We start from the raw sequence: 17,428 nt of genomic DNA, 5'->3' as shown, positions 1-17,428 counted from the left end.
GGTCGCTTCTGTGTCGCCCGCGAGTTCCCAGTGGGCCAGTGAGGGGACTGCTGCGCAGTCCGACGGGAGCAAGCTCCCTCGCCACAGGTTATTGGGTGACCCTCTCGCGTTGGTGTTCAGGCGTGGATTTAGCGTGATGCTCTCTCCACTAAGGCTGAACCCTCAGCGCCCGGATGATAAACGCATGCAGGCTGTTCACCGCTTTAGAGCTGCGAGAGGCCCGGCTACGCAAAATCGAAACGTCCATGGGTTCAATGGCTGCCAAACCGTGCTCCTCACCCAAGACCTGTAGCGAAGGCTGCACGGTGCATTGCGTGATCGCGGCAATCGCGAGGCCACCTTCGACAGCAGCCACCTGGCCGGCAAGGCTGGAGCTGTTGTAGACCACCTTGAACTCGCGCCCTTGCTGGGTCAGTGAATTCACCGCATACCGCCGCGCCAGGCTTGCACTTTCGTAGACGGCGATGGGGATCGGGTCTCGCCGCCACAGTTCGAACTGCGGTGAGCCGACCCAGACCATGGGTTCCTTGAACAGAAAGGTACCGCTCTGGGGCGAGTCCCTGGACACCAGCGCCAGGTCAAGGTCGCCGCTGCGCAACTGCGGGATCAGCGTGGTCGACTGTTCACAAGTCAGTTCGATTTCCACGCCTGCGTAGCGCGGCGAATAACGCTTGAGCAGCGGCGTGAGGTACCTGGCTGCGTAGTCTTCCGCGACGCCAAGGCGGATGCGCCCGGTCAGCTCTTCACCGTGGAACGCCGCCTGGGTTTCAGCGTGGAGGGCGAGCATGCGGCGGGCGTAGCCCAGCAGTGTCTGGCCGTCGGCGGTCAGTTGCAGGTGCCGGGGGCCTCGACTCAACAATTGCCGTCCAAGGGCAGCCTCGAGTTTTTTCATCTGCATGCTGACGGCGGACTGCGAGCGGTTGACCTCATGGGCGGCGCCCGACAAGGAGCCGGCATCCACCACGGCCACAAAGCATTTGAGCCAATCGAGTTGCAAGTCACTGGCCGGCATCGCGCTTACCTCTATTCGTTAATCGAATGGCTTTGACGTGAATTATGCGCTTTTCATGACTGTTTGTTCACCCGCAAGATTCTGGCCTGGCTCACACCTACTGGATCGGATCATGCCCTTTGATACCTGGCTGCTTTATCTGGCTACCTGCTTCGGCATCGCGGTGGTGCCGGGGCCCAATGCGTTGTTGGCGCTGACCCATGGCGCGCTTCACGGCAATCGGAAGACGCTGTTCACCATCACCGGTGGCGTGCTCGGTTTTGCCATCGTGCTGTCGCTTTGCGCGTTGGGGTTGGGTGCGCTGATCCAGGCGTCGGCCAGCTGGTTTTTTGCATTGAAGGTGGCCGGCGGGCTGTACCTGATCTGGTTGGGCTTCGGGCTGTGGCGGGCGGCACCGGTCAGCCTTGAGGCGACCGGCGCGACCAGCTCGCGGAGCTGGTCGCTGTTCCGTCAGGGGCTGGTATCGGCGATTTCAAACCCCAAGGCCTTGCTGCTGTTTACGGCGTTTATTCCACCTTTCCTGGATTCCCACCGCAGCATCATCGCGCAGACGATCACCATCGCGCTGACTTACGCCGTGGTGGAGTTCATCGTTGAATACCTGGTGGCGAGCGCTGCGCACCGGGTCCGGCCTTGGCTGGCTCGAACCGGGCGTCGGTTCAATAAAGTCTGTGGCGGGTTCTTCGTACTGTTCGGGTTGGCCCTGCCGATCCATGCCTGAGGGCACATGCCCGCGCGTCAGGGGTGTTCGATCACCATCACCGCGGTGGTATCCGCTTCAAGCGCCTCAAACATATGGGGCGCATTCGCCAGGTAGCTGATGTAGTCGCCGGCGTATAGCAGCACGGGCTCATTGGCCGGGCCGATATTCGCGCTGCCGCTGCACAGCACCACGTGCTCGACGGTGCCGGCCGGGTGCGGCTGTGACAGGCGCACCTCACCAGGCTGGACCTTCAGCCGGTAGATATCGCGCCGCACCCCCGCCGGGCAATCGGCAAGCAGTGTCGCCGCATAGTTGGCGGTTTCGGCATAGGTGGTCATGCCTTCGTTGGCACGAATCACCCGCAGGTTTTGCTGGGGCTGTTCGAAGAACCGGGTGACTTGCAACCCCATCGCCATGGCCAGCGACCACAACGTTTCGATGCTGGGATTGCCAATGCCGGATTCCAGCTGGGACAAGGTCGACTTCGCCACGCTCGCGCGTTTCGCCAACTCGGTCAACGAGAGCCCGGCAGCCAGACGTTCGCGCTTGATAGACAGGGCCAGCAGATCAATTCGACTCGGATTGTTGCTGAACAGGTTGTTCGTTATGTCGTTCATTTGTTTTATAGATCATCCTAAAATGGGTTGACGCTCTGTTACACCTTGTTCAGTATAGTGGTCATTAGTTCATTATAAAGTTCGTATTGCCGAACCCTGGCCAGCAAACAGGTGGCTTAGGTTACGGCAATGCCTGCCGCAAGGAAGCAGTGTGTGATGAAGTCGCAAGCCCGTGGAACGCTCGAAATGATTTCGGCCATGGTGATCTCCGGCACGGTGGGCTGGTTTGTCATCATGTCGGGCCAGAGTCCCGAAGCCGTCGTGTTCTGGCGCTGCCTGTTTGGCGCCATGGCGATGCTGGTGGCGTGCCTGGCGCTCGGCGTACTGCGGCGTTCCCGGATCACTGCCCGGCAATTCATCCTGGTGTGCCTGGGCGGGGTGGCGTTGATTCTCAACTGGGTGTTGCTGTTCAGCGCTTACCGTTATTCCTCCATTGCCATCGCGACGGTGGTCTACCACATTCAGCCTTTCATGCTGGTTGGCCTGGGTGTGCTGTTCTTTGCTGAACGCCTGAATGCCGCCAAGGTAGGCTGGCTCCTGGTGGCCTTCGCCGGCCTGATGCTGATCGTGTCCGCCAAGGGCAGCGGCCAGGCCACCGGCGCCGATTACCTGCTGGGTGTTTGCCTGGCCCTGGCTTCGGCCTTCTTCTACGCCGTGGCCGCGGCGATCACCAAGCGACTCAAGGATTTGCCCGCGCATCTGATCGTGCTGATCCAGATGGTGGTGGGCGTCCTGGTGCTGGCGCCGATCGTGGATTTCTCCACGGTGGACGCGATCGATGGGGCCTGGACTTACCTGATCATCATTGGCGTGGTTCACACGGGGCTCATGTCGACCCTGCTGTACAGCGCCATTCAAAAAATTCCCACGGCATTGGTGGGGGCGCTTTCGTTCATCTATCCGATCGTTGCCATCGTGGTCGATTGGGTGGCCTTCGCCCATCCACTCGGCGTGCTGCAGGTGGTTGGCGCGGCCGCCATCCTGCTGGCGGCGGCCGGCATGAATTTCGGCTGGTCGCTGGGTAAGGCGAGACGCCAGGAAGTGACTTAGGGCCTGGCGCGACATCGCAGGCCGTCTGAACCATCGTTGAATCAAGGGAGTTGATCGTGACTGTGATCCTGTGTGGCCTGGTGACCTGAGCTGTTTGGCAGCCCCGGTACTTTGAATTTTCGGAGCAGATCAACATGACAAGGGATGCCAGGCTCGGGGGCGTGTTCCATCTTTATTACTACTCGCTGTGGGTGCTCTGGCGGGCGCTGTCCTACGACCTCGAAGGGTGGCGCAGCCTGCTGGTGGCGACGCACTTGGTTCAACAACATTGCCTTGGGCTATTTTGCGGGCCGCTATGATTCCTTTTTGCCATCCTTGATGATCGGGCTATGATCGAAACCATATGAACCAGACGCGCCATGACTTATGCCCGTTGACCTGCAAGCCCTCTATCCCAAACTTATCCACCTGATGTTGGATACGGTGTTTGTGGTCGACAGTGACAACCTGATTGTCTTTGTGAGTGATGCCTGCAAAGCGCTGCTCGGTTACCGCGCCAGCGAACTGATCGGCACCCCGATCACCGACTACATGCACCCCGAGGACCTCGCGCGCACCCGGGCCTCGATTGTGCGGGTCATGAACGGCAAGCCCCACGTCGACTTCCGCAACCGTTACATCCGCAAGGATGGCAGCGTGGTGCACATACTGTGGGCAGCGTTCTGGTCTGAAGACGAAGGCGCGCGGATTGGTGTCGCGCGGGACATTACGGCCCTTACACAAGCTGAAGAAGAGCTACGTTTCCTCGCCCATCATGACCCGCTGACAGCCCTCAACAACCGGTCGCTGTTCAATGACCGACTGGACGCGGCCCTCCAAGCGGCCCAGCGGCACGACAGTAAGCTGGCGCTGTTGTTTCTGGACGTCAATCACTTCAAGTGCATCAACGATGTGCACGGCCATGCCGTAGGCGATCGCGTGCTCTGCGTGATTGCACGGCGGCTGGAAGGCTGTGTGCGTGGCAGCGACCTGGTTGCGCGAATGGGCGGCGATGAGTTCACGGTGTTGCTGACGGACATCCAGTCGGAGGACGCCGTTTCCGGAAAAGTCGCGCAGATACTCGCGGTCATGGCCGAGCCGCTGAGCGCTGAGTTTGGCGCGGTGAAAATGCCGTCCTGCAGTATTGGCGTGGCGTTTTATCCGGCGGACGGGAAGGATGCCGATACGCTGCTCAGCCATGCGGATGGGGAGATGTATCGGGTAAAAAGGGATCGGTTTGCGGGTGAGTGATCACTTCCCGCAACTGATGCTCCACTCGGTTGCGCCCCAGTTTTTTTGCGCGATACAGAAGACTGTCGGCCTTTTCCAGCAGATCAATCGCTACCACTACGCCACGCAGGTGGCTGGAAGTGATACCCGCGCTGATGGTTACGATGCCTGCCGAACTGCCTCTGTGTTCAATTTTTGCAGCCTCTATGGCTGAACGCACTTCCTCGGCGATCTTTACCGCACCTGCAAGCTCCGTTTCTGGAAGCAGGATTACAAACTCTTCTCCTCCATACCGGGCAGCGAGGTCGGCTGGGCGATTTATAGGTTTACCTATCAACGCTGCGATTTGTTTTAAGCATTCGTCACCGAGAACATGGCCGTAATAGTCGTTGTACTGCTTGAACCAATCGATATCGATAAGTATGAGTGCTACGCTATTTCCAGTGCGGCATGCTCTTGCCCACTCTTGTGCCAGTGTCGCGTCGAAACACCTACGGTTAGGTAACCCCGTCAGGCTATCCGTTTTGGCAATATGCTCTAAATCACAATGCGCAAGACGCAGCTCTTCTTCTGCCACTAACAAACGTTGAATTTGTCGGTAAAAAAGAAAACCCAGACTGGTCAGCACAACAATTATCAGCACCACCATAATCGATGCCTGGTAGACGTACGTCCGCCATGTTGCAAATACCGAGTCTAACGACAATCCTGCTGCAGCGACGATCGGAAGGCCCCGTATGCGGCTGTAGGCATAGACTCGTTCTACCCCGTCCACGACGGACGTCAGCCTGGCTGTCCCGTCGTTGCTGTTGATCAGATAGCGACTAAACAGCTCTCCCTTTGCGATATTAGTTGTCATGAGCGCGTCAATCATTGGCCGGCGGGCAAGCAAATCGCCGTTGTCCAGTGCCAGCAATATCACCCCTTGTTTGTCTACGTCTAAACGCTCAAAGAAACTTTGAAAGTAGGCGACGGGCAACGTCGCCAACACCACGCCGCTGAAGCTGCCATCTGGGTATTGAGTACGGCGGCTGACGGGGATGATCATGTCGCCGGTGGTGCGGCTCAAAATGACCTGGCCTACATGGATGGCCGTGCCTGGGTGGTTCTTGTGGTAGATAAAATAAGAACGATCGCTATTGTTCTTTGCGACCGTCGCTGACGAGAACGAATTGACTACCCAGTCGCCATTCTTGTCGAAAATGAATAATCCTTGAATCCCGTCGGTTGCCTCAACGTTACTGGCCATTATTTTGGATAAGCGAACTTTCTGTTCGTCGCCAAGTTTGTCATTTTCAACGCGCTCTGCAAGGTCGCTCAGAATGTTTTCAGCTTGACGCAAGGTATCTTGAGCCTGCTGCTCGGAAGCCCGAACAATGTTATGGACAGCAATTTTGGCGTTTGCCAATCGTTCGTCCGCCGATTGCTTTAGCTGCCAGGCAATTGCGGAAACCAGCATGACACAGACCAAAAGGATGAAAGCGATCAGGCCCACAGAAAGAGCTTTAGGTGTTAACCGACCAGACACGAGCGTTATGCTTTTCATGGACCTCTTCATAGTGTTGGCATGCTGACCCTTACTGTGAATTTTCTAAACTCATCAATATCAGGTTGCGCGTACCTACAGCGATCAGAATATCGAGTCAATATGGGCTTAATAAGCCCAACATGCACGCTATGAATCTACGCAGGATCAACGAGAACGGCAGCGGTTCTCGGTAGTTGAGTCTCAAAGCGCACATAACGAAGGCATGTTGAGAGCCGTGACTTAGTCTTCCTGGTTTCGGGCTGTTGCGATGCCTTGCGACAATCCATGAATGACATCCGCCGCCATTTCTTCGGTACTGTTCAACCCATCAACTCTGACAATCGGTATGGTCTGCTTCGACATCCAGCGCTCGTGCCACGCCCTGCTGCGTCCGGAAAAGCTCGGGTCGTCGTACTGTGATGCCCATGCCCGGAAGGCCACATGTATCTCATGCATATCGCCACCGGGTGCGATCCGATTTCCGAAGTGCTCCTTTTCACGTGCTGCCAAGCGTTCAAGCCGAACGGGGGTAGGCGTTGCCACAAACACAATCAGGTCGGCGTCGTTGATCAGTGCATCTCCCCAACTCATACAAGAGCCGGTGAGCACCCAACCGTCATCACCGAAGCGTTGCTGAATCAGCGACACACGCTCATCGGGCGGGCGCTTGGTTGTAAAAGGAGGGTTGGTGGGCAGCCAATAGAAATCATCGACATCGAGATGGCGAAGGCTGAGCAAAGAGGCGAGGGTACGACCCAGCGTAGTCACGCCTGCACATGAGGCGCCTGTGATGTAGATCCGCAATGGTTTCCTCCCTGAGTATCCGCAGGCCCTAGCGCTGCTGAAAAGCTATTTTCAGCCCCAGCCCCATAAACAAAGTACCGATGATCTTTCCTTCCCAGCGGCGCAGCCTTGAAAGGCCCGTCATCCATTTGCTCAAAGGACGAATAGAGACCGAAATGAGCGTGGTATACACCGCACTGAGGCCCGAAAAGATCAAACCCAGCACCGCGAATTGCGCCAGGGAAGAACCCGATTCCGGATGAATGAATTGCGGCAGGAACGCCAGGAAGAAAATCGCGGTTTTCGGGTTAAGCACTTCAGCAACCACCGCCTGGAAATACGCCTGGGTCGAGGTCACTGTGGGCAGGTCTTTGCGCGTGGTCGCGCCAGGCTTGGCCATAAACGCGCGTATGCCCAGGTAGATCAGGTAACAGGCGCCGACGATTTTGACGACGTTAAATGCCGCGGCCGAGGTCATCAGGATGGCGGAAAGGCCCAACGCCGCACACAACGTATGGATAAGGTCGCCCGAAGCCACGCCCAGCCCGGTGGCAATCCCGACCTTGCGGCCACCCTGGAGGGTGCGGGTGATCACCAGCAACACGGCAGGGCCGGGGATCAGGAAAAGGCCGATTACAACGGCTATGTACGTCAGGATGGGGGCCAGTTCGAACATCGTGCGTCATCTCGGAATTGGAAACGGCCTACAGTAATCCTCATCCAGAGCGTTAAAGCAATCCAGGTGATCTGCCTGTTTTCAACCTTCAGGTTGTCGCTGGCACGGACTACTGGTGTGACTGCACCGGTCAACAAAACTCTTCGCTGACCGCGTCGGCCCACATCGCCCCCGGCACTGCCGCTGCGGAGTCAACCCGCTTGATCTCAGCCAGGCAGCGTTCCAGCGTACTGTCACGCAGATGCTCCTGGAAGATGCACAGGCACTGCGCAAACAGCACCAAGGTGGAATTGATGAAAACGCGCGCGTTATCGAAATCATGGTTGAAGTATACGACCTCGCGGCTTCGACGATCGATGGCCAAAACGTCTCCCGAGCCGTTTTGGCCAAGCGGGAAATAGTCCTCGCTAATTCCGTACACCATCAGCCGGTGGGCGATTTGCGATGGGCTGTAGGCTTCAAAACTCAAAAAGGGCGCGGCGTCGCGCGGCAGCCCCTGTTTGACGAGGAACTCCGCGTCTTGTGGGGCGAGGGAACAGACCTGGCCAGCCTCGTAGACAACAAATTCGTCTAGACACAGGTCCAGTTCCGGCGGGACGAGCGGCTGCGACGATATAAATCGTGCCTTGAAGTCAAACCCGGTCATGTTCTTCACTTTGCAAACGCATATTCACCACCCTGTTCCAGCGCCTTACGATACGCCGGCCGTTCCTGAAAGCGTTGCACCCACGCCGCCACATTCGGGTACGCCTGCAACTTGCCCTGGGCCCTGGCGATTTCGCCGATGAAGCTCATCTGGATATCCGCGCCGGTCAATTCGTCGCCCACCAGATATGGCGTAAGCCCCAGCGCGTTGTCCAGATAACCCAGGTAGTTCGCGACCTCGGATTCGATACGCGGATGCAAGGGCGCACCCGCATCACCCAGGCGCCCGACATACAGGTTGAGCATCAGCGGCAGCATGGCCGAACCTTCGGCGAAGTGCAGCCATTGCACGTATTCGTCATAGGTGGCAGTGGCTGGGTCGGGTTGCAGGCGGCCGTTGCCATGGCGGCGAATCAGGTAGTCGATGATGGCGCCGGACTCGATCACTACGTGGGGACCGTCTTGAATCACCGGTGATTTGCCCAAGGCATTGATGGCCTTGAGTTCCGGTGGCGCGAGGTTGGTTTTCGGGTCGCGCTGGTAGCGCTTGAGCTCATAAGGCAGGCCGAGTTCTTCGAGCAGCCACAGGATGCGTTGCGAACGAGAGTTGTTGAGGTGGTGGACAATGATCATGGTGGCTCCGCTGGGCGAGAATAGGGGCGTATAGGGACAGACCGCTGTGGCGCTGTGGAGTGCCGTGAATTAAATGTGCTTCGATAAAGGCATGAAAGATGGATAATCACAGCGGCAAGCACTGATTACAAACCGGATAAACAACATGAATCGTCAAAAGAAACTACAACAGCTGTTCAAGGCTAAAGCCAAAAAGGCCAGCGCCAAATTGGCACCCGCCCGCAAGGACAAGTACATCAGTAAAGCTGACCGGTTGAAACTGGCGACTGAATCCACTGATGAGTCAGTTGTTTCTTCTGAGAGCTGATCCAGAAGGCTTAAGCATCATCCGATAGGGAATCGACGGAAAAACCATGAACACTGCTCAACTTGCGATTCAGCACTACATACTCGCCAAGGACGGCAACCGTCCGCATTTGCTCAGCCGGGCGTTTGTTCCGGAGGCGACCCTGGACATGGTAGTGCGCACCGGTTCCATCTCGTTCCCGCCCCACGTTGAAGGGGTTGCTGGCATCGGCGACGTGCTGGTACGGCGATTCGGGCAGACCTTTGAAAACGTCTATACGTTTTGCCTGGGGCAGCCACCCGAGGCGGGGGCAAAAACCTATCAGTGCAAGTGGCTGGTGGGGATGTCCGACAAAAACTCCGGTGAAGCCCGGGTGGGGTGTGGGGTGTATGAGTGGCAGTTCAGTGTTGAGTCGGGGCTTGTTGAAAAGCTCACCATCACTATCGAGCATATGAAAACCCTTCCAGCGGCGGATCTTGAGAGTGTCATGGAATGGGTATCAGGGCTGAATTACCCATGGTGCAGTCTGGAAGCCGCAGTGAGTACTGCGCCACAGAGTGTGGCGGTTAACGAGGTCACCCAGTTTCTTACTGCTTAAATGCCTCGTTCTAGAGAGGGCCATCGGCTCGTAGCGCATTCAGAACAAGCGTAAAGGCAGGTGTTGGCAAGCGACGGCTTGGGTAGTACAGGTGATAACCCGAGAACAACGGGCACCAGTCCTCCAGGACTTGTACCAGGCGGCCATTCTCGATATGCGGTGCAAATTCTTCTTCCGGCAGGTACGCGATGCCCAAGCCGTTAACGGCCGCAGCCGGTACATGTGCGCTGGTGTTGAGAATGACTTGGCCTGCGACTCGCACGTTGACCTTCCGGCCACGCTTTTCGAATTCCCAAACGGCCAGCCCGCCTAGCGTTGGATAGCGGATATCGATACATCGGTGGTTCACAAGATCCTGTGGCTTTTTTGGCACAGGATTACCGGCGAAATACGCTGGCGCCCCTACGACAGCCATCCGTACCTGCGGGCCGATAGGGAGGGCGATCATGTCTTTATCAACGGTGTCGCCAAATCGGATGCCTGCATCGAAGCGGTCCGCAACGATGTCCCGGAAGCCATAGTTGATATCAAACTCAACCTTGATGTCGGGGTATTCGAGGAGCAACGGCGTGAGCCGGGGAAGCAGTATTGTCCTCAGGACAAAATCACCACAGGTAATGCGCACCGTGCCTGCGGGCTTGTCCCGCAGCTCGGTCAAGGCATCCAGCTCGGCCTCAATTTCATCGAAGCGATGACCGATGGTTTGCATCAGGCGCTCACCCGCACTGGTCGGCGAAACGCTGCGGGTGGTGCGTGTCAGGAGTCGTATTTCCAGGCGCTTTTCAAGCCCGGAAACAGCCTGGCTCAGCGCGGACTGTGTGACACCCAAGTGAGCCGCCGCCCGGGTAAAGCTGCCTGCCCTGGCGACCGTCACAAAGGCCAGAAGGTCATTCAGATTATGTCTTGGCATCGTAGGTCGCCTACCTTGATTGATTAGCCTGGCTTATAACTTCAACAAGCTTTCATTAGATTATCAAGCATGACGTACTCACGGAGAATAGGGCAAGCCTCGTCTGTTATCACAGGCGTGGTCCTTACCCCTTGCTGGTCCTGGCCGGCACCTATTCACCGATGGGAGCACCTCATGAGAAAACTGGTTGCCTTGCTTGGCCTTCTGATGGCGTCGCTCTGTGCACTGGGAGCAGACATGTCTGACGGAGCCGATAATTTCTACAAAAGTGAGAAGGTCACGATGCAGAAGGTGACCTTCAAAAATCAGTACCGGATGAACACCGTAGGGAATCTGTTCTTCCCAAAAGATTTGAAACCGGGCAGCCAAAACGCCGCGATCATCGTTGGCCATCCCATGGGCGCGGTCAAAGAGCAGAGTTCGAACCTGTATGCGCAGAAGCTGGCAGAGCAGGGTTTCGTGACCCTTGCCATCGATCTGTCGTTCTGGGGCGAAAGTGATGGCCTGCCGCGCAATGCGGTGTCGCCGGAAATCTATGCTGAAGACTTCAGTGCTGCCGTGGACTATCTGGGCTCGCAGACGTATGTTGATCGCAACCGGATTGGTGTCCTGGGCATTTGTGGCAGCGGCAGCTTCGTTATCAGCGCTGCAAAGATCGACCCGCGAATGAAGGCCATTGCCACGGTCAGCATGTACGACATGGGCGCAGCCAACCGAAACGGCTTGAAGCATTCCGTCACTGTCGAGCAGAGGAAGCAAGGCATTGCTGCGGCTGCCGAACAGCGTTATGCCGAGTTCACCGGCGGCGATACCCAGTACACCAGTGGGACAGTCCATGAACTGACGGACAAATCCAACGCGATTGAGCGCGAATTCTACGATTTCTACCGCACGCCACGCGGTGAGTTCACCCCCAAAGGCCAATCACCGCTGCTGACCACTCACCCGACGCTGACCAGCAACGTCAAGTTCATGAACTTTTATCCGTTCAACGATATCGAGACGATCTCGCCACGCCCGATGCTGTTCATCGCCGGTGAACAGGCTCACTCCCGTGAGTTCAGTGAAGAGGCTTATCGACTGGCTGGCCAACCCAAGGAGCTCGTGATCATTCCAGGTGCGGGCCATGTGGATCTCTACGACCGAGTCGACCTGATTCCTTTTGCCAAACTGACCTCGTTCTTCCAGACCCACCTGAAGTGACCGACCCGATGAGCAGCACCGTTTTGCCTACTCAAACAGCGAGCCGCCAGGTATGGGGAGCAGTCCTGGCGATGGCGCTGTGCGCCTTCGCCCTTGTGACTTCCGAGTTTCTGCCGGTGAGCTTGCTCACGCCGCTTGCGAACGATCTCGGGCTTACGGAGGGGCAGGCTGGGCAAGCGATTTCGATTTCCGGCCTCTTCGCGGTCATCACCAGCCTGTTCATCTCCAGCGTCATTCGCAGGCTTGACCGAAGGCCTGTTTTGCTTTTCCTGACGGCCTTGATGATCGCCTCCGGCGCGCTCGTTGCCTTTGCCCCGAACTACTCGACACTGATGGTGGGGCGCGCCATTTTGGGCATCGCGATCGGAGGAAGTTGGGCAATGTCGACCGCGGTCATGATGCGGATTGCACCTGAGCCTTTCGTGCCTAAAGCCATCGCGTTGATCCAGGGCGGTACCGCACTCGCCACGGCGGTCGCAGCGCCGATTGGCAGTTTTATGGGCGGGTTGATCGGCTGGCGAGGTGCATTCTTTTGCGTGGTTCCACTCGCGGCTCTGGCGCTGTGTTGGCAAGCCTTCACCCTGCCGAAAATGCCTGGTCAAGATGAGCCCGGCTCTGCTGTTGATGTCTTTCGGTTGTTGGGTCGCCTCAACGTCTCTCTGGGCATGGCGGCAGTGGCATTTTTGTTTATGGGGCAGTTCGCGCTATTCACCTATCTGCGCCCGTTCCTTGAGGCGGTGACCCGTGTTGATGTGTCGGGTTTATCCCTGCTGCTGCTGATCATCGGCATGGCCGGGTTGGCGGGTACGATGCTGATCGGTTCGTTGCTGAACCGCAGTCTTTATCGAGTGCTGATGCTGATTCCGCTGTTGATGTCGGGCATTGCCATGGCGTTGGTGGTCTACGGCAGTTCAATGCTGGCTACAGCCGTCTTGCTGGGCGTGTGGGGGCTGGTTGCTACGTGCGCGCCTGTGGGTTGGTTCACTTGGTTATCGCGCACATTGCCTCAGGATGCCGAAGCCGGAGGAGGGCTGATGGTGGCTGTCATTCAGTTGGCTATCACCCTCGGCGCGACGGTAGGGGGCGTGTTGTATGACGGGGCTGGCTACCAGGCTACTTTTATCGTGAGTGGCATGTTTCTTCTGTTGGCTTGCGTGCTTGCACTGCTCGTATCACGCACGGATACGCCACCGGCACGATGATGCGGCACCCTGCGTGGCGTGGGTGCCGTCATCTTCAATGCGCATCCGCCGTCGGCTGCTTCGGCGGTTGCACCTTGCGCATCAACGGCACCAGCAACACCGCGACAACAAAGCACACCATGATCATCAGGAACGCATCCGCATAAGTCAGCGTCTGCGCCTCACGCCAGGTCAGCGCCCACAGCTGATGCAGCGCAAACTGGCTCGCGTCCAGGCTGTTTTGCCCGAGCAACTGGGCATTCCCTGAAAGCTGGTCAAGCCAGACATTCATCGACTCGTTCCGGATGTTCAGGTGCTCGGCCAGGCGCAGGAAGTGCAGGTTGGTGCGGTCGTTGAGCACCGTGGCGCAGGCGGCGATGCCGATGGCGCCACCGAGGTTGCGCATCAGGTTGAACAGCCCCGAGGCGAGTTTCAGGCGGTCGGGGGCCAGTGCGCCGAGGGTCAGGGTGACCACGGGCGGCACCGCCATTTGTTGGGCAAACCCGCGTATGGCTTGGGGCAGCATCAGCTCCTTGGCGCCCCAGTCGTGGGTGATGGGCGAGAAGTCCCACATTGACAGGGCGAACAACGACAACCCGAACATCAAAATCCAGCGCAAGTCGAAGCGGTTGGCCAGCACCGCGTACACCGGGATCGCCAGCAACTGGAACACCCCCGTGGAAAACACCGCCAGGCCGATATCCAGCGAGCCATACCCGCGCACCCGCCCGAGAAACAGCGGCGTGAGGTAGATGGTGGCGAAAATGCCGATGCCGGTGATGAACGAAAACAGGCAGCCCAGGGCGAAGTTTCTATCCCGAAGTGCGCGCAGGTCTACAATCGGTTCCTTGATTTCCAGGCAGCGCCAGATAAACAGCCCGCCGCTGATGCCGGTTATCCAGGCGGTGGTCGAGATGGTGCTGTCGCTGAACCAGTTCCAGCGTGGGCCTTCTTCCAGGGTGTATTCCAGGCAGCCGAGAAACACCGCCATCAGCGCCATGCCGATATAGTCCGCGCCCTTGAGCAGCGACGGGTTGGGCCGGTCGACCTTGACCAGCATCGGCACCGCGAAGGTCACGAACAGGCCGGGCACCAGGTTGATGTAGAACAGCCAGTGCCAGGAGGAAATATCGGTGATCCAACCGCCCACGGCCGGGCCCAATGTGGGCGCAAGGGACGCGATGGCGCCGATGGTGGACGCGGCGATCACCCGTTGTTTGCCGTTGAAGTACATGAACGCAGTGGTGAACACCAACGGGATCATCGAGCCCCCCAGAAACCCCTGCAAGGCGCGAAACGCGATCATGCTCTGGATGTTCCAGGCCATCGCGCACAGCAGGCTGGTCAAGGTAAAACCCGCCGCCGACGCCGCGAACAGCCAGCGCGTGCTCATCACCCGCGAGAGCCAGCCCGACATGGGGATTACGATGATTTCCGCGATCAGGTAAGCGGTCTGCACCCACGCCGTATCGTCCGCTCCGGCAGACAGCCCGCCGCCGATGTCCTTGAGGGAGGCGGAGACGATCTGGATATCGATCAAGGCGATGAACATGCCCACGCACATGGTGGCGAAGGCCGCGACCTTTTGTGCGGTGCTCAGGGCGGGCAACGGGCTGTTCATAGCTGGGCCTTGAGGGCGCTGGCCTGGTCCTCGAACGCTTCATCGGTATTGACCTTCGCCATCACCGACAAGCCGGGACGCAGGGCGCCGAAGTCGGCGTCGGTGCTGTCGAGCCGCACGCGCACCGGCACACGCTGCACGATCTTGGTGAAGTTGCCGGTGGCGTTTTCCGGCGGCAATACACTGAATTGCGCCCCGGTGGCAGGGGCCAGGCTCTCGATGTGCCCGCGGAATTCACGGTCGGGGAGGATGTCGGCGCGGATGCTCACGCGTTGCCCAACCTGCAGGCGGCCGAGTTGGTCTTCCTTGAAATTGGCGTCCACCCACAATCCTTTCGCCGGCACCACCGAGATCAGTTGGCTGCCGGCCGCGGCGTAGGCGCCGACCCGGGCGCGGCGGTTGCCCACATAGCCGTCCACCGGGGCCCGCAGCTCGGTGTAGCTGATGTTCAACTGTGCCTGGTCACGTTCGGCTTGGGCCTGTTGCAACGCGGCGCGGGCCTGGTCGCGCTGGGTTTCAATCACGTCGATTTGCCGGCGCGCCGCCATCAGCCCGGCTTGCGCTCGGGAGTGGTCGGCGCGGGCAGTCTTCCAGACGGCGCTGACCCGTTGCGCGCTTTCCACCGACACGGCTTGGCTGCGCACCAGGTTCTGGTAACGGGTCTGATCGTCGCTGGCCCGTTGCGCTTCGGCATCGGTGGCGTCGATCTGCGCCTTGGCCTGGTTGATCACCGCCAGTTGCAGTTGTTCGGTGGCGTCGAGGTTGGCGAGGGCGGCTTGTTGCGCGGCCACGGCGCCATCGGCTTTGGCCAGGGCGGTGCGGTAGTCGCGAACATCAATACGGGCCAGCACATCGCCGGCCCGTACGTACTGGTTGTCCTGCACGGCCACTTCGCTGATATAGCCCGGCACCTTGGCACTGATCACCGTTACGTCTGCGCCGACGTAGGCGTCGTCAGTGTCTTCGATAAACCGGCTGACCAGCCACCAGTGGCTGGCGTACCAGACGCCGCCCACCACAGCCAGGGTCAGCAGCCCCAGGCGCAGAGCCTGTTTGCGCCGGGATGGTTTTGTGGGTTCGGGCACAGCGCTGACTTGAGCGTCCATGGCGAAATGACCTCGTTGAGTTTGAGTGGGGAAAGGGCTGCCCCGTTGGCTTGTTACTAAATATTACATGCGTAATATGTCACGGTAAGTTTCATAATGAAAGTCACTAGGCAGAAGTTATTTCCACATCAGGGCCAGCAAGCAAATGCAAAAAAGCCCTGAGGTTCAGGGCTTTTTCAGAGGAGGGTGTTTATTGGCGCAGTAGCAACGGATAGCCAGTCTCAAGACACCGTTATTTCTTCTCCGACGCGGGCCTTCGTCCGTGTCGCCCGCAGTGCCATGACCAGCGCCAACATCGGTGCCAGGGTAAACAGCGCGAACAGCCAACGTGCCGCATTGGCGACGCCGGCATCGCCCGCCACGCCATTGATGCCCGCCATGTTCGAGATCACCCCCGCCAATGCTGCGCCCATGGCCATGGCGAACAGTTGCAGGGTGGTGATCGACGATGCCGCCGTGTCCTTATCCTGCTCCGACGCCACCTGCAGGATGCGCGTCAGCAGATGCGGCCAGCCCAGGCCGATGCCAAAACCCACCAGGAACAACCCGAGGCAAATAGGTGCCAACAGTGCCCAGTCCCCGTGACCGGCGATTGGCGTGGTGATTGCCAGCATCACCAGCCCGGCCACGATAAACAGCGGCCCCGCGATAATGGCGCGGTGCGGACCACGGCCGGTCCAGCCAGAGCTGAGGATTTCCGATACCGTCCAACCGGCCGCCATCAACGCCGCCATGTAACCGGCGACCAAGGGTGACTGGCCATGCAGATGCTGTAGAAAATACGGCATGAAAATCTCGCTGCTCATGCCGATCACCAACAAGCATGTGGTCGCATACAGCGCGCAGAGCGGAGTGCTGAACTTCAGCGCATCCCTGGGCAAAAGACGCACCGTGGCGTTGGATTCCTTGCGGATCAGCAGCCACACCAGCACCCCACAGGTCGCGATGCCCAACAGGTTCCAGCTCGGCAGTGACGAGACGCTGCCCGCACACACCGCCAGCACCGCGCCAGCCAACAGCACCAGCTGCGGCACCGGCAAACGAGCCGTGGCCGTCGCTGCGGTATCGCGTGGGGGCAGCGCACGGCTGGTGAGCACCATATACGCCAGGCTCACCGGCACCATCGAACCGAAGGCGAAACGCCAGGCGTCCATTTCCGCAAACACGCCACCCACCGCTGGCCCGACCAGCGTCGCCACGCCCCACATGCCCGATACCAGAGCCATTGCCCGAGGCCAAAGACGTTCTTCGAACACCAGCTGGATCATCGAGTAACACAGCGCCAACAGAACCCCGCCGCCCAGGCCCTGGATAAAGCGCCCCGCCAGCATCACCGGCATGCTCGGCGCCAATGCGCAAATCAGCACACCCACCATGAACACCAGCGTGGCTAACGCATACGCTTGCCGTGGTCCGGTACGTTGCAACAGCTTGGAGGTGAGGGCCGAGCCGAGGATCGAGGCCACCACATACAACGTGGTACTCCACGCATAGAGCGCCAGGCCGCCGATTTCTGCGACCACCGACGGCAGGATGGTGGTGGCGATGTAGGTGTTGGTGGCATACAGCGCGATGCCGCCTGAAAGCGCGATGGAACGGGTGGCGTTTTTGCCCCGGAGCAACTCGCCCCAACTGCTGTCTTGGGTTTGCATCAACGATTCCTTGTA

Annotated in this window: 18 protein-coding genes; 7 read left to right on the top strand and 11 right to left on the bottom strand. The window is 58.8% G+C overall.

Annotated elements, in window-relative coordinates; genetic code table 11:
• Window positions 1-148 precede the first annotated feature (148 nt).
• On the bottom strand, window positions 149-1,012 hold the full coding sequence (locus HBJ59_RS08480; protein WP_167663256.1) for a LysR family transcriptional regulator: 864 nt from the start codon (window positions 1,010-1,012) through the stop codon (window positions 149-151).
• A gap of 112 nt (window positions 1,013-1,124) precedes the next feature.
• On the opposite strand from HBJ59_RS08480, the gene HBJ59_RS08475 reads away from it, so the two are divergent.
• Entirely contained in the window at window positions 1,125-1,733 is a 609-nt protein-coding gene (locus tag HBJ59_RS08475; RefSeq protein ID WP_017475278.1) for a LysE family translocator, read from the top strand.
• 17 nt (window positions 1,734-1,750) lie between these two features.
• On the opposite strand, the gene HBJ59_RS08470 is transcribed toward HBJ59_RS08475, so the two are convergent.
• Window positions 1,751-2,332: a helix-turn-helix domain-containing protein gene (locus tag HBJ59_RS08470; protein ID WP_076016939.1), complete on the bottom strand. Its 582-nt coding sequence runs from the start codon at window positions 2,330-2,332 to the stop codon at window positions 1,751-1,753.
• Between the two features lie 156 nt (window positions 2,333-2,488).
• Between HBJ59_RS08470 and HBJ59_RS08465 the strand changes: the two genes are divergently transcribed.
• Window positions 2,489-3,382: a DMT family transporter gene (locus HBJ59_RS08465; protein ID WP_167663255.1), complete on the top strand. Its 894-nt coding sequence runs from the start codon at window positions 2,489-2,491 to the stop codon at window positions 3,380-3,382.
• Window positions 3,383-3,748: 366 nt separating this feature from the next.
• A complete protein-coding gene (locus tag HBJ59_RS08460; RefSeq protein WP_076016947.1) occupies window positions 3,749-4,612 on the top strand; it encodes a sensor domain-containing diguanylate cyclase in 864 nt (287 codons plus the stop codon).
• Here the strand turns inward: HBJ59_RS08460 and HBJ59_RS08455 are convergent.
• From HBJ59_RS08455 to HBJ59_RS08435, 5 genes are all read right to left on the bottom strand, one after another.
• Window positions 4,554-6,137, bottom strand: coding sequence for a diguanylate cyclase (locus tag HBJ59_RS08455; protein WP_167663254.1), 1,584 nt, complete (start codon window positions 6,135-6,137; stop codon window positions 4,554-4,556). The two genes, HBJ59_RS08460 and HBJ59_RS08455, sit on opposite strands and share 59 nt — an antisense overlap.
• Before the next feature lie 222 nt (window positions 6,138-6,359).
• Window positions 6,360-6,923, bottom strand: a complete 564-nt coding sequence (locus tag HBJ59_RS08450) for an adenylate kinase (RefSeq protein WP_167663253.1) — start codon at window positions 6,921-6,923, stop codon at window positions 6,360-6,362.
• 28 nt (window positions 6,924-6,951) lie between these two features.
• The gene (locus tag HBJ59_RS08445; RefSeq protein WP_167663252.1) at window positions 6,952-7,578 is read right to left on the bottom strand and encodes a LysE family translocator; all 627 of its coding nucleotides are present in this window, start codon (window positions 7,576-7,578) and stop codon (window positions 6,952-6,954) included.
• A gap of 130 nt (window positions 7,579-7,708) precedes the next feature.
• Window positions 7,709-8,224 carry an SUKH-4 family immunity protein gene (locus tag HBJ59_RS08440; RefSeq protein ID WP_167663251.1) on the bottom strand — a complete coding sequence of 172 codons (516 nt, stop codon included), beginning with the start codon at window positions 8,222-8,224 and terminating at the stop codon, window positions 7,709-7,711.
• A 5-nt stretch (window positions 8,225-8,229) separates the two neighbouring features.
• Window positions 8,230-8,856: a glutathione S-transferase family protein gene (locus tag HBJ59_RS08435; protein ID WP_167663250.1), complete on the bottom strand. Its 627-nt coding sequence runs from the start codon at window positions 8,854-8,856 to the stop codon at window positions 8,230-8,232.
• A 145-nt stretch (window positions 8,857-9,001) separates the two neighbouring features.
• On the opposite strand from HBJ59_RS08435, the gene HBJ59_RS08430 reads away from it, so the two are divergent.
• The gene (locus HBJ59_RS08430) at window positions 9,002-9,163 is read left to right on the top strand and encodes a DUF2986 domain-containing protein (RefSeq protein WP_076016953.1); all 162 of its coding nucleotides are present in this window, start codon (window positions 9,002-9,004) and stop codon (window positions 9,161-9,163) included.
• Between the two features lie 46 nt (window positions 9,164-9,209).
• Window positions 9,210-9,740 carry a hypothetical protein gene (locus HBJ59_RS08425; RefSeq protein WP_167663249.1) on the top strand — a complete coding sequence of 177 codons (531 nt, stop codon included), beginning with the start codon at window positions 9,210-9,212 and terminating at the stop codon, window positions 9,738-9,740.
• Window positions 9,741-9,750: 10 nt separating this feature from the next.
• On the opposite strand, the gene HBJ59_RS08420 is transcribed toward HBJ59_RS08425, so the two are convergent.
• Window positions 9,751-10,650 carry a LysR family transcriptional regulator gene (locus HBJ59_RS08420; RefSeq protein WP_076016955.1) on the bottom strand — a complete coding sequence of 300 codons (900 nt, stop codon included), beginning with the start codon at window positions 10,648-10,650 and terminating at the stop codon, window positions 9,751-9,753.
• Window positions 10,651-10,824: 174 nt separating this feature from the next.
• On the opposite strand from HBJ59_RS08420, the gene HBJ59_RS08415 reads away from it, so the two are divergent.
• Both HBJ59_RS08415 and HBJ59_RS08410 read left to right on the top strand, forming a co-directional pair.
• Complete coding sequence (locus HBJ59_RS08415) at window positions 10,825-11,853, top strand: alpha/beta hydrolase (protein ID WP_167663248.1); 1,029 nt, start codon at window positions 10,825-10,827, stop codon at window positions 11,851-11,853.
• Between the two features lie 8 nt (window positions 11,854-11,861).
• Window positions 11,862-13,055, top strand: coding sequence for an MFS transporter (locus HBJ59_RS08410; RefSeq protein WP_167663247.1), 1,194 nt, complete (start codon window positions 11,862-11,864; stop codon window positions 13,053-13,055).
• A gap of 34 nt (window positions 13,056-13,089) precedes the next feature.
• Here HBJ59_RS08410 and HBJ59_RS08405 read toward each other — a convergent pair whose 3' ends face one another.
• From HBJ59_RS08405 to HBJ59_RS08395, 3 genes are all read right to left on the bottom strand, one after another.
• A complete protein-coding gene (locus HBJ59_RS08405; protein ID WP_167663246.1) occupies window positions 13,090-14,655 on the bottom strand; it encodes a DHA2 family efflux MFS transporter permease subunit in 1,566 nt (521 codons plus the stop codon).
• Window positions 14,652-15,761: an HlyD family secretion protein gene (locus HBJ59_RS08400; RefSeq protein ID WP_167663245.1), complete on the bottom strand. Its 1,110-nt coding sequence runs from the start codon at window positions 15,759-15,761 to the stop codon at window positions 14,652-14,654. Before HBJ59_RS08400 ends, HBJ59_RS08405 begins: the two co-directional genes overlap by 4 nt.
• A gap of 221 nt (window positions 15,762-15,982) precedes the next feature.
• Entirely contained in the window at window positions 15,983-17,413 is a 1,431-nt protein-coding gene (locus HBJ59_RS08395; RefSeq protein ID WP_167663244.1) for an MFS transporter, read from the bottom strand.
• Between the last annotated feature and the right edge of the window lie 15 nt (window positions 17,414-17,428).

The organism is Pseudomonas sp. AN3A02, assembly GCF_011765255.1.
Lineage (GTDB): Bacteria > Pseudomonadota > Gammaproteobacteria > Pseudomonadales > Pseudomonadaceae > Aquipseudomonas.
Note: the sequence above shows the minus strand (reverse complement) of the source record. Positions and strands in the feature narration are given on the sequence as shown.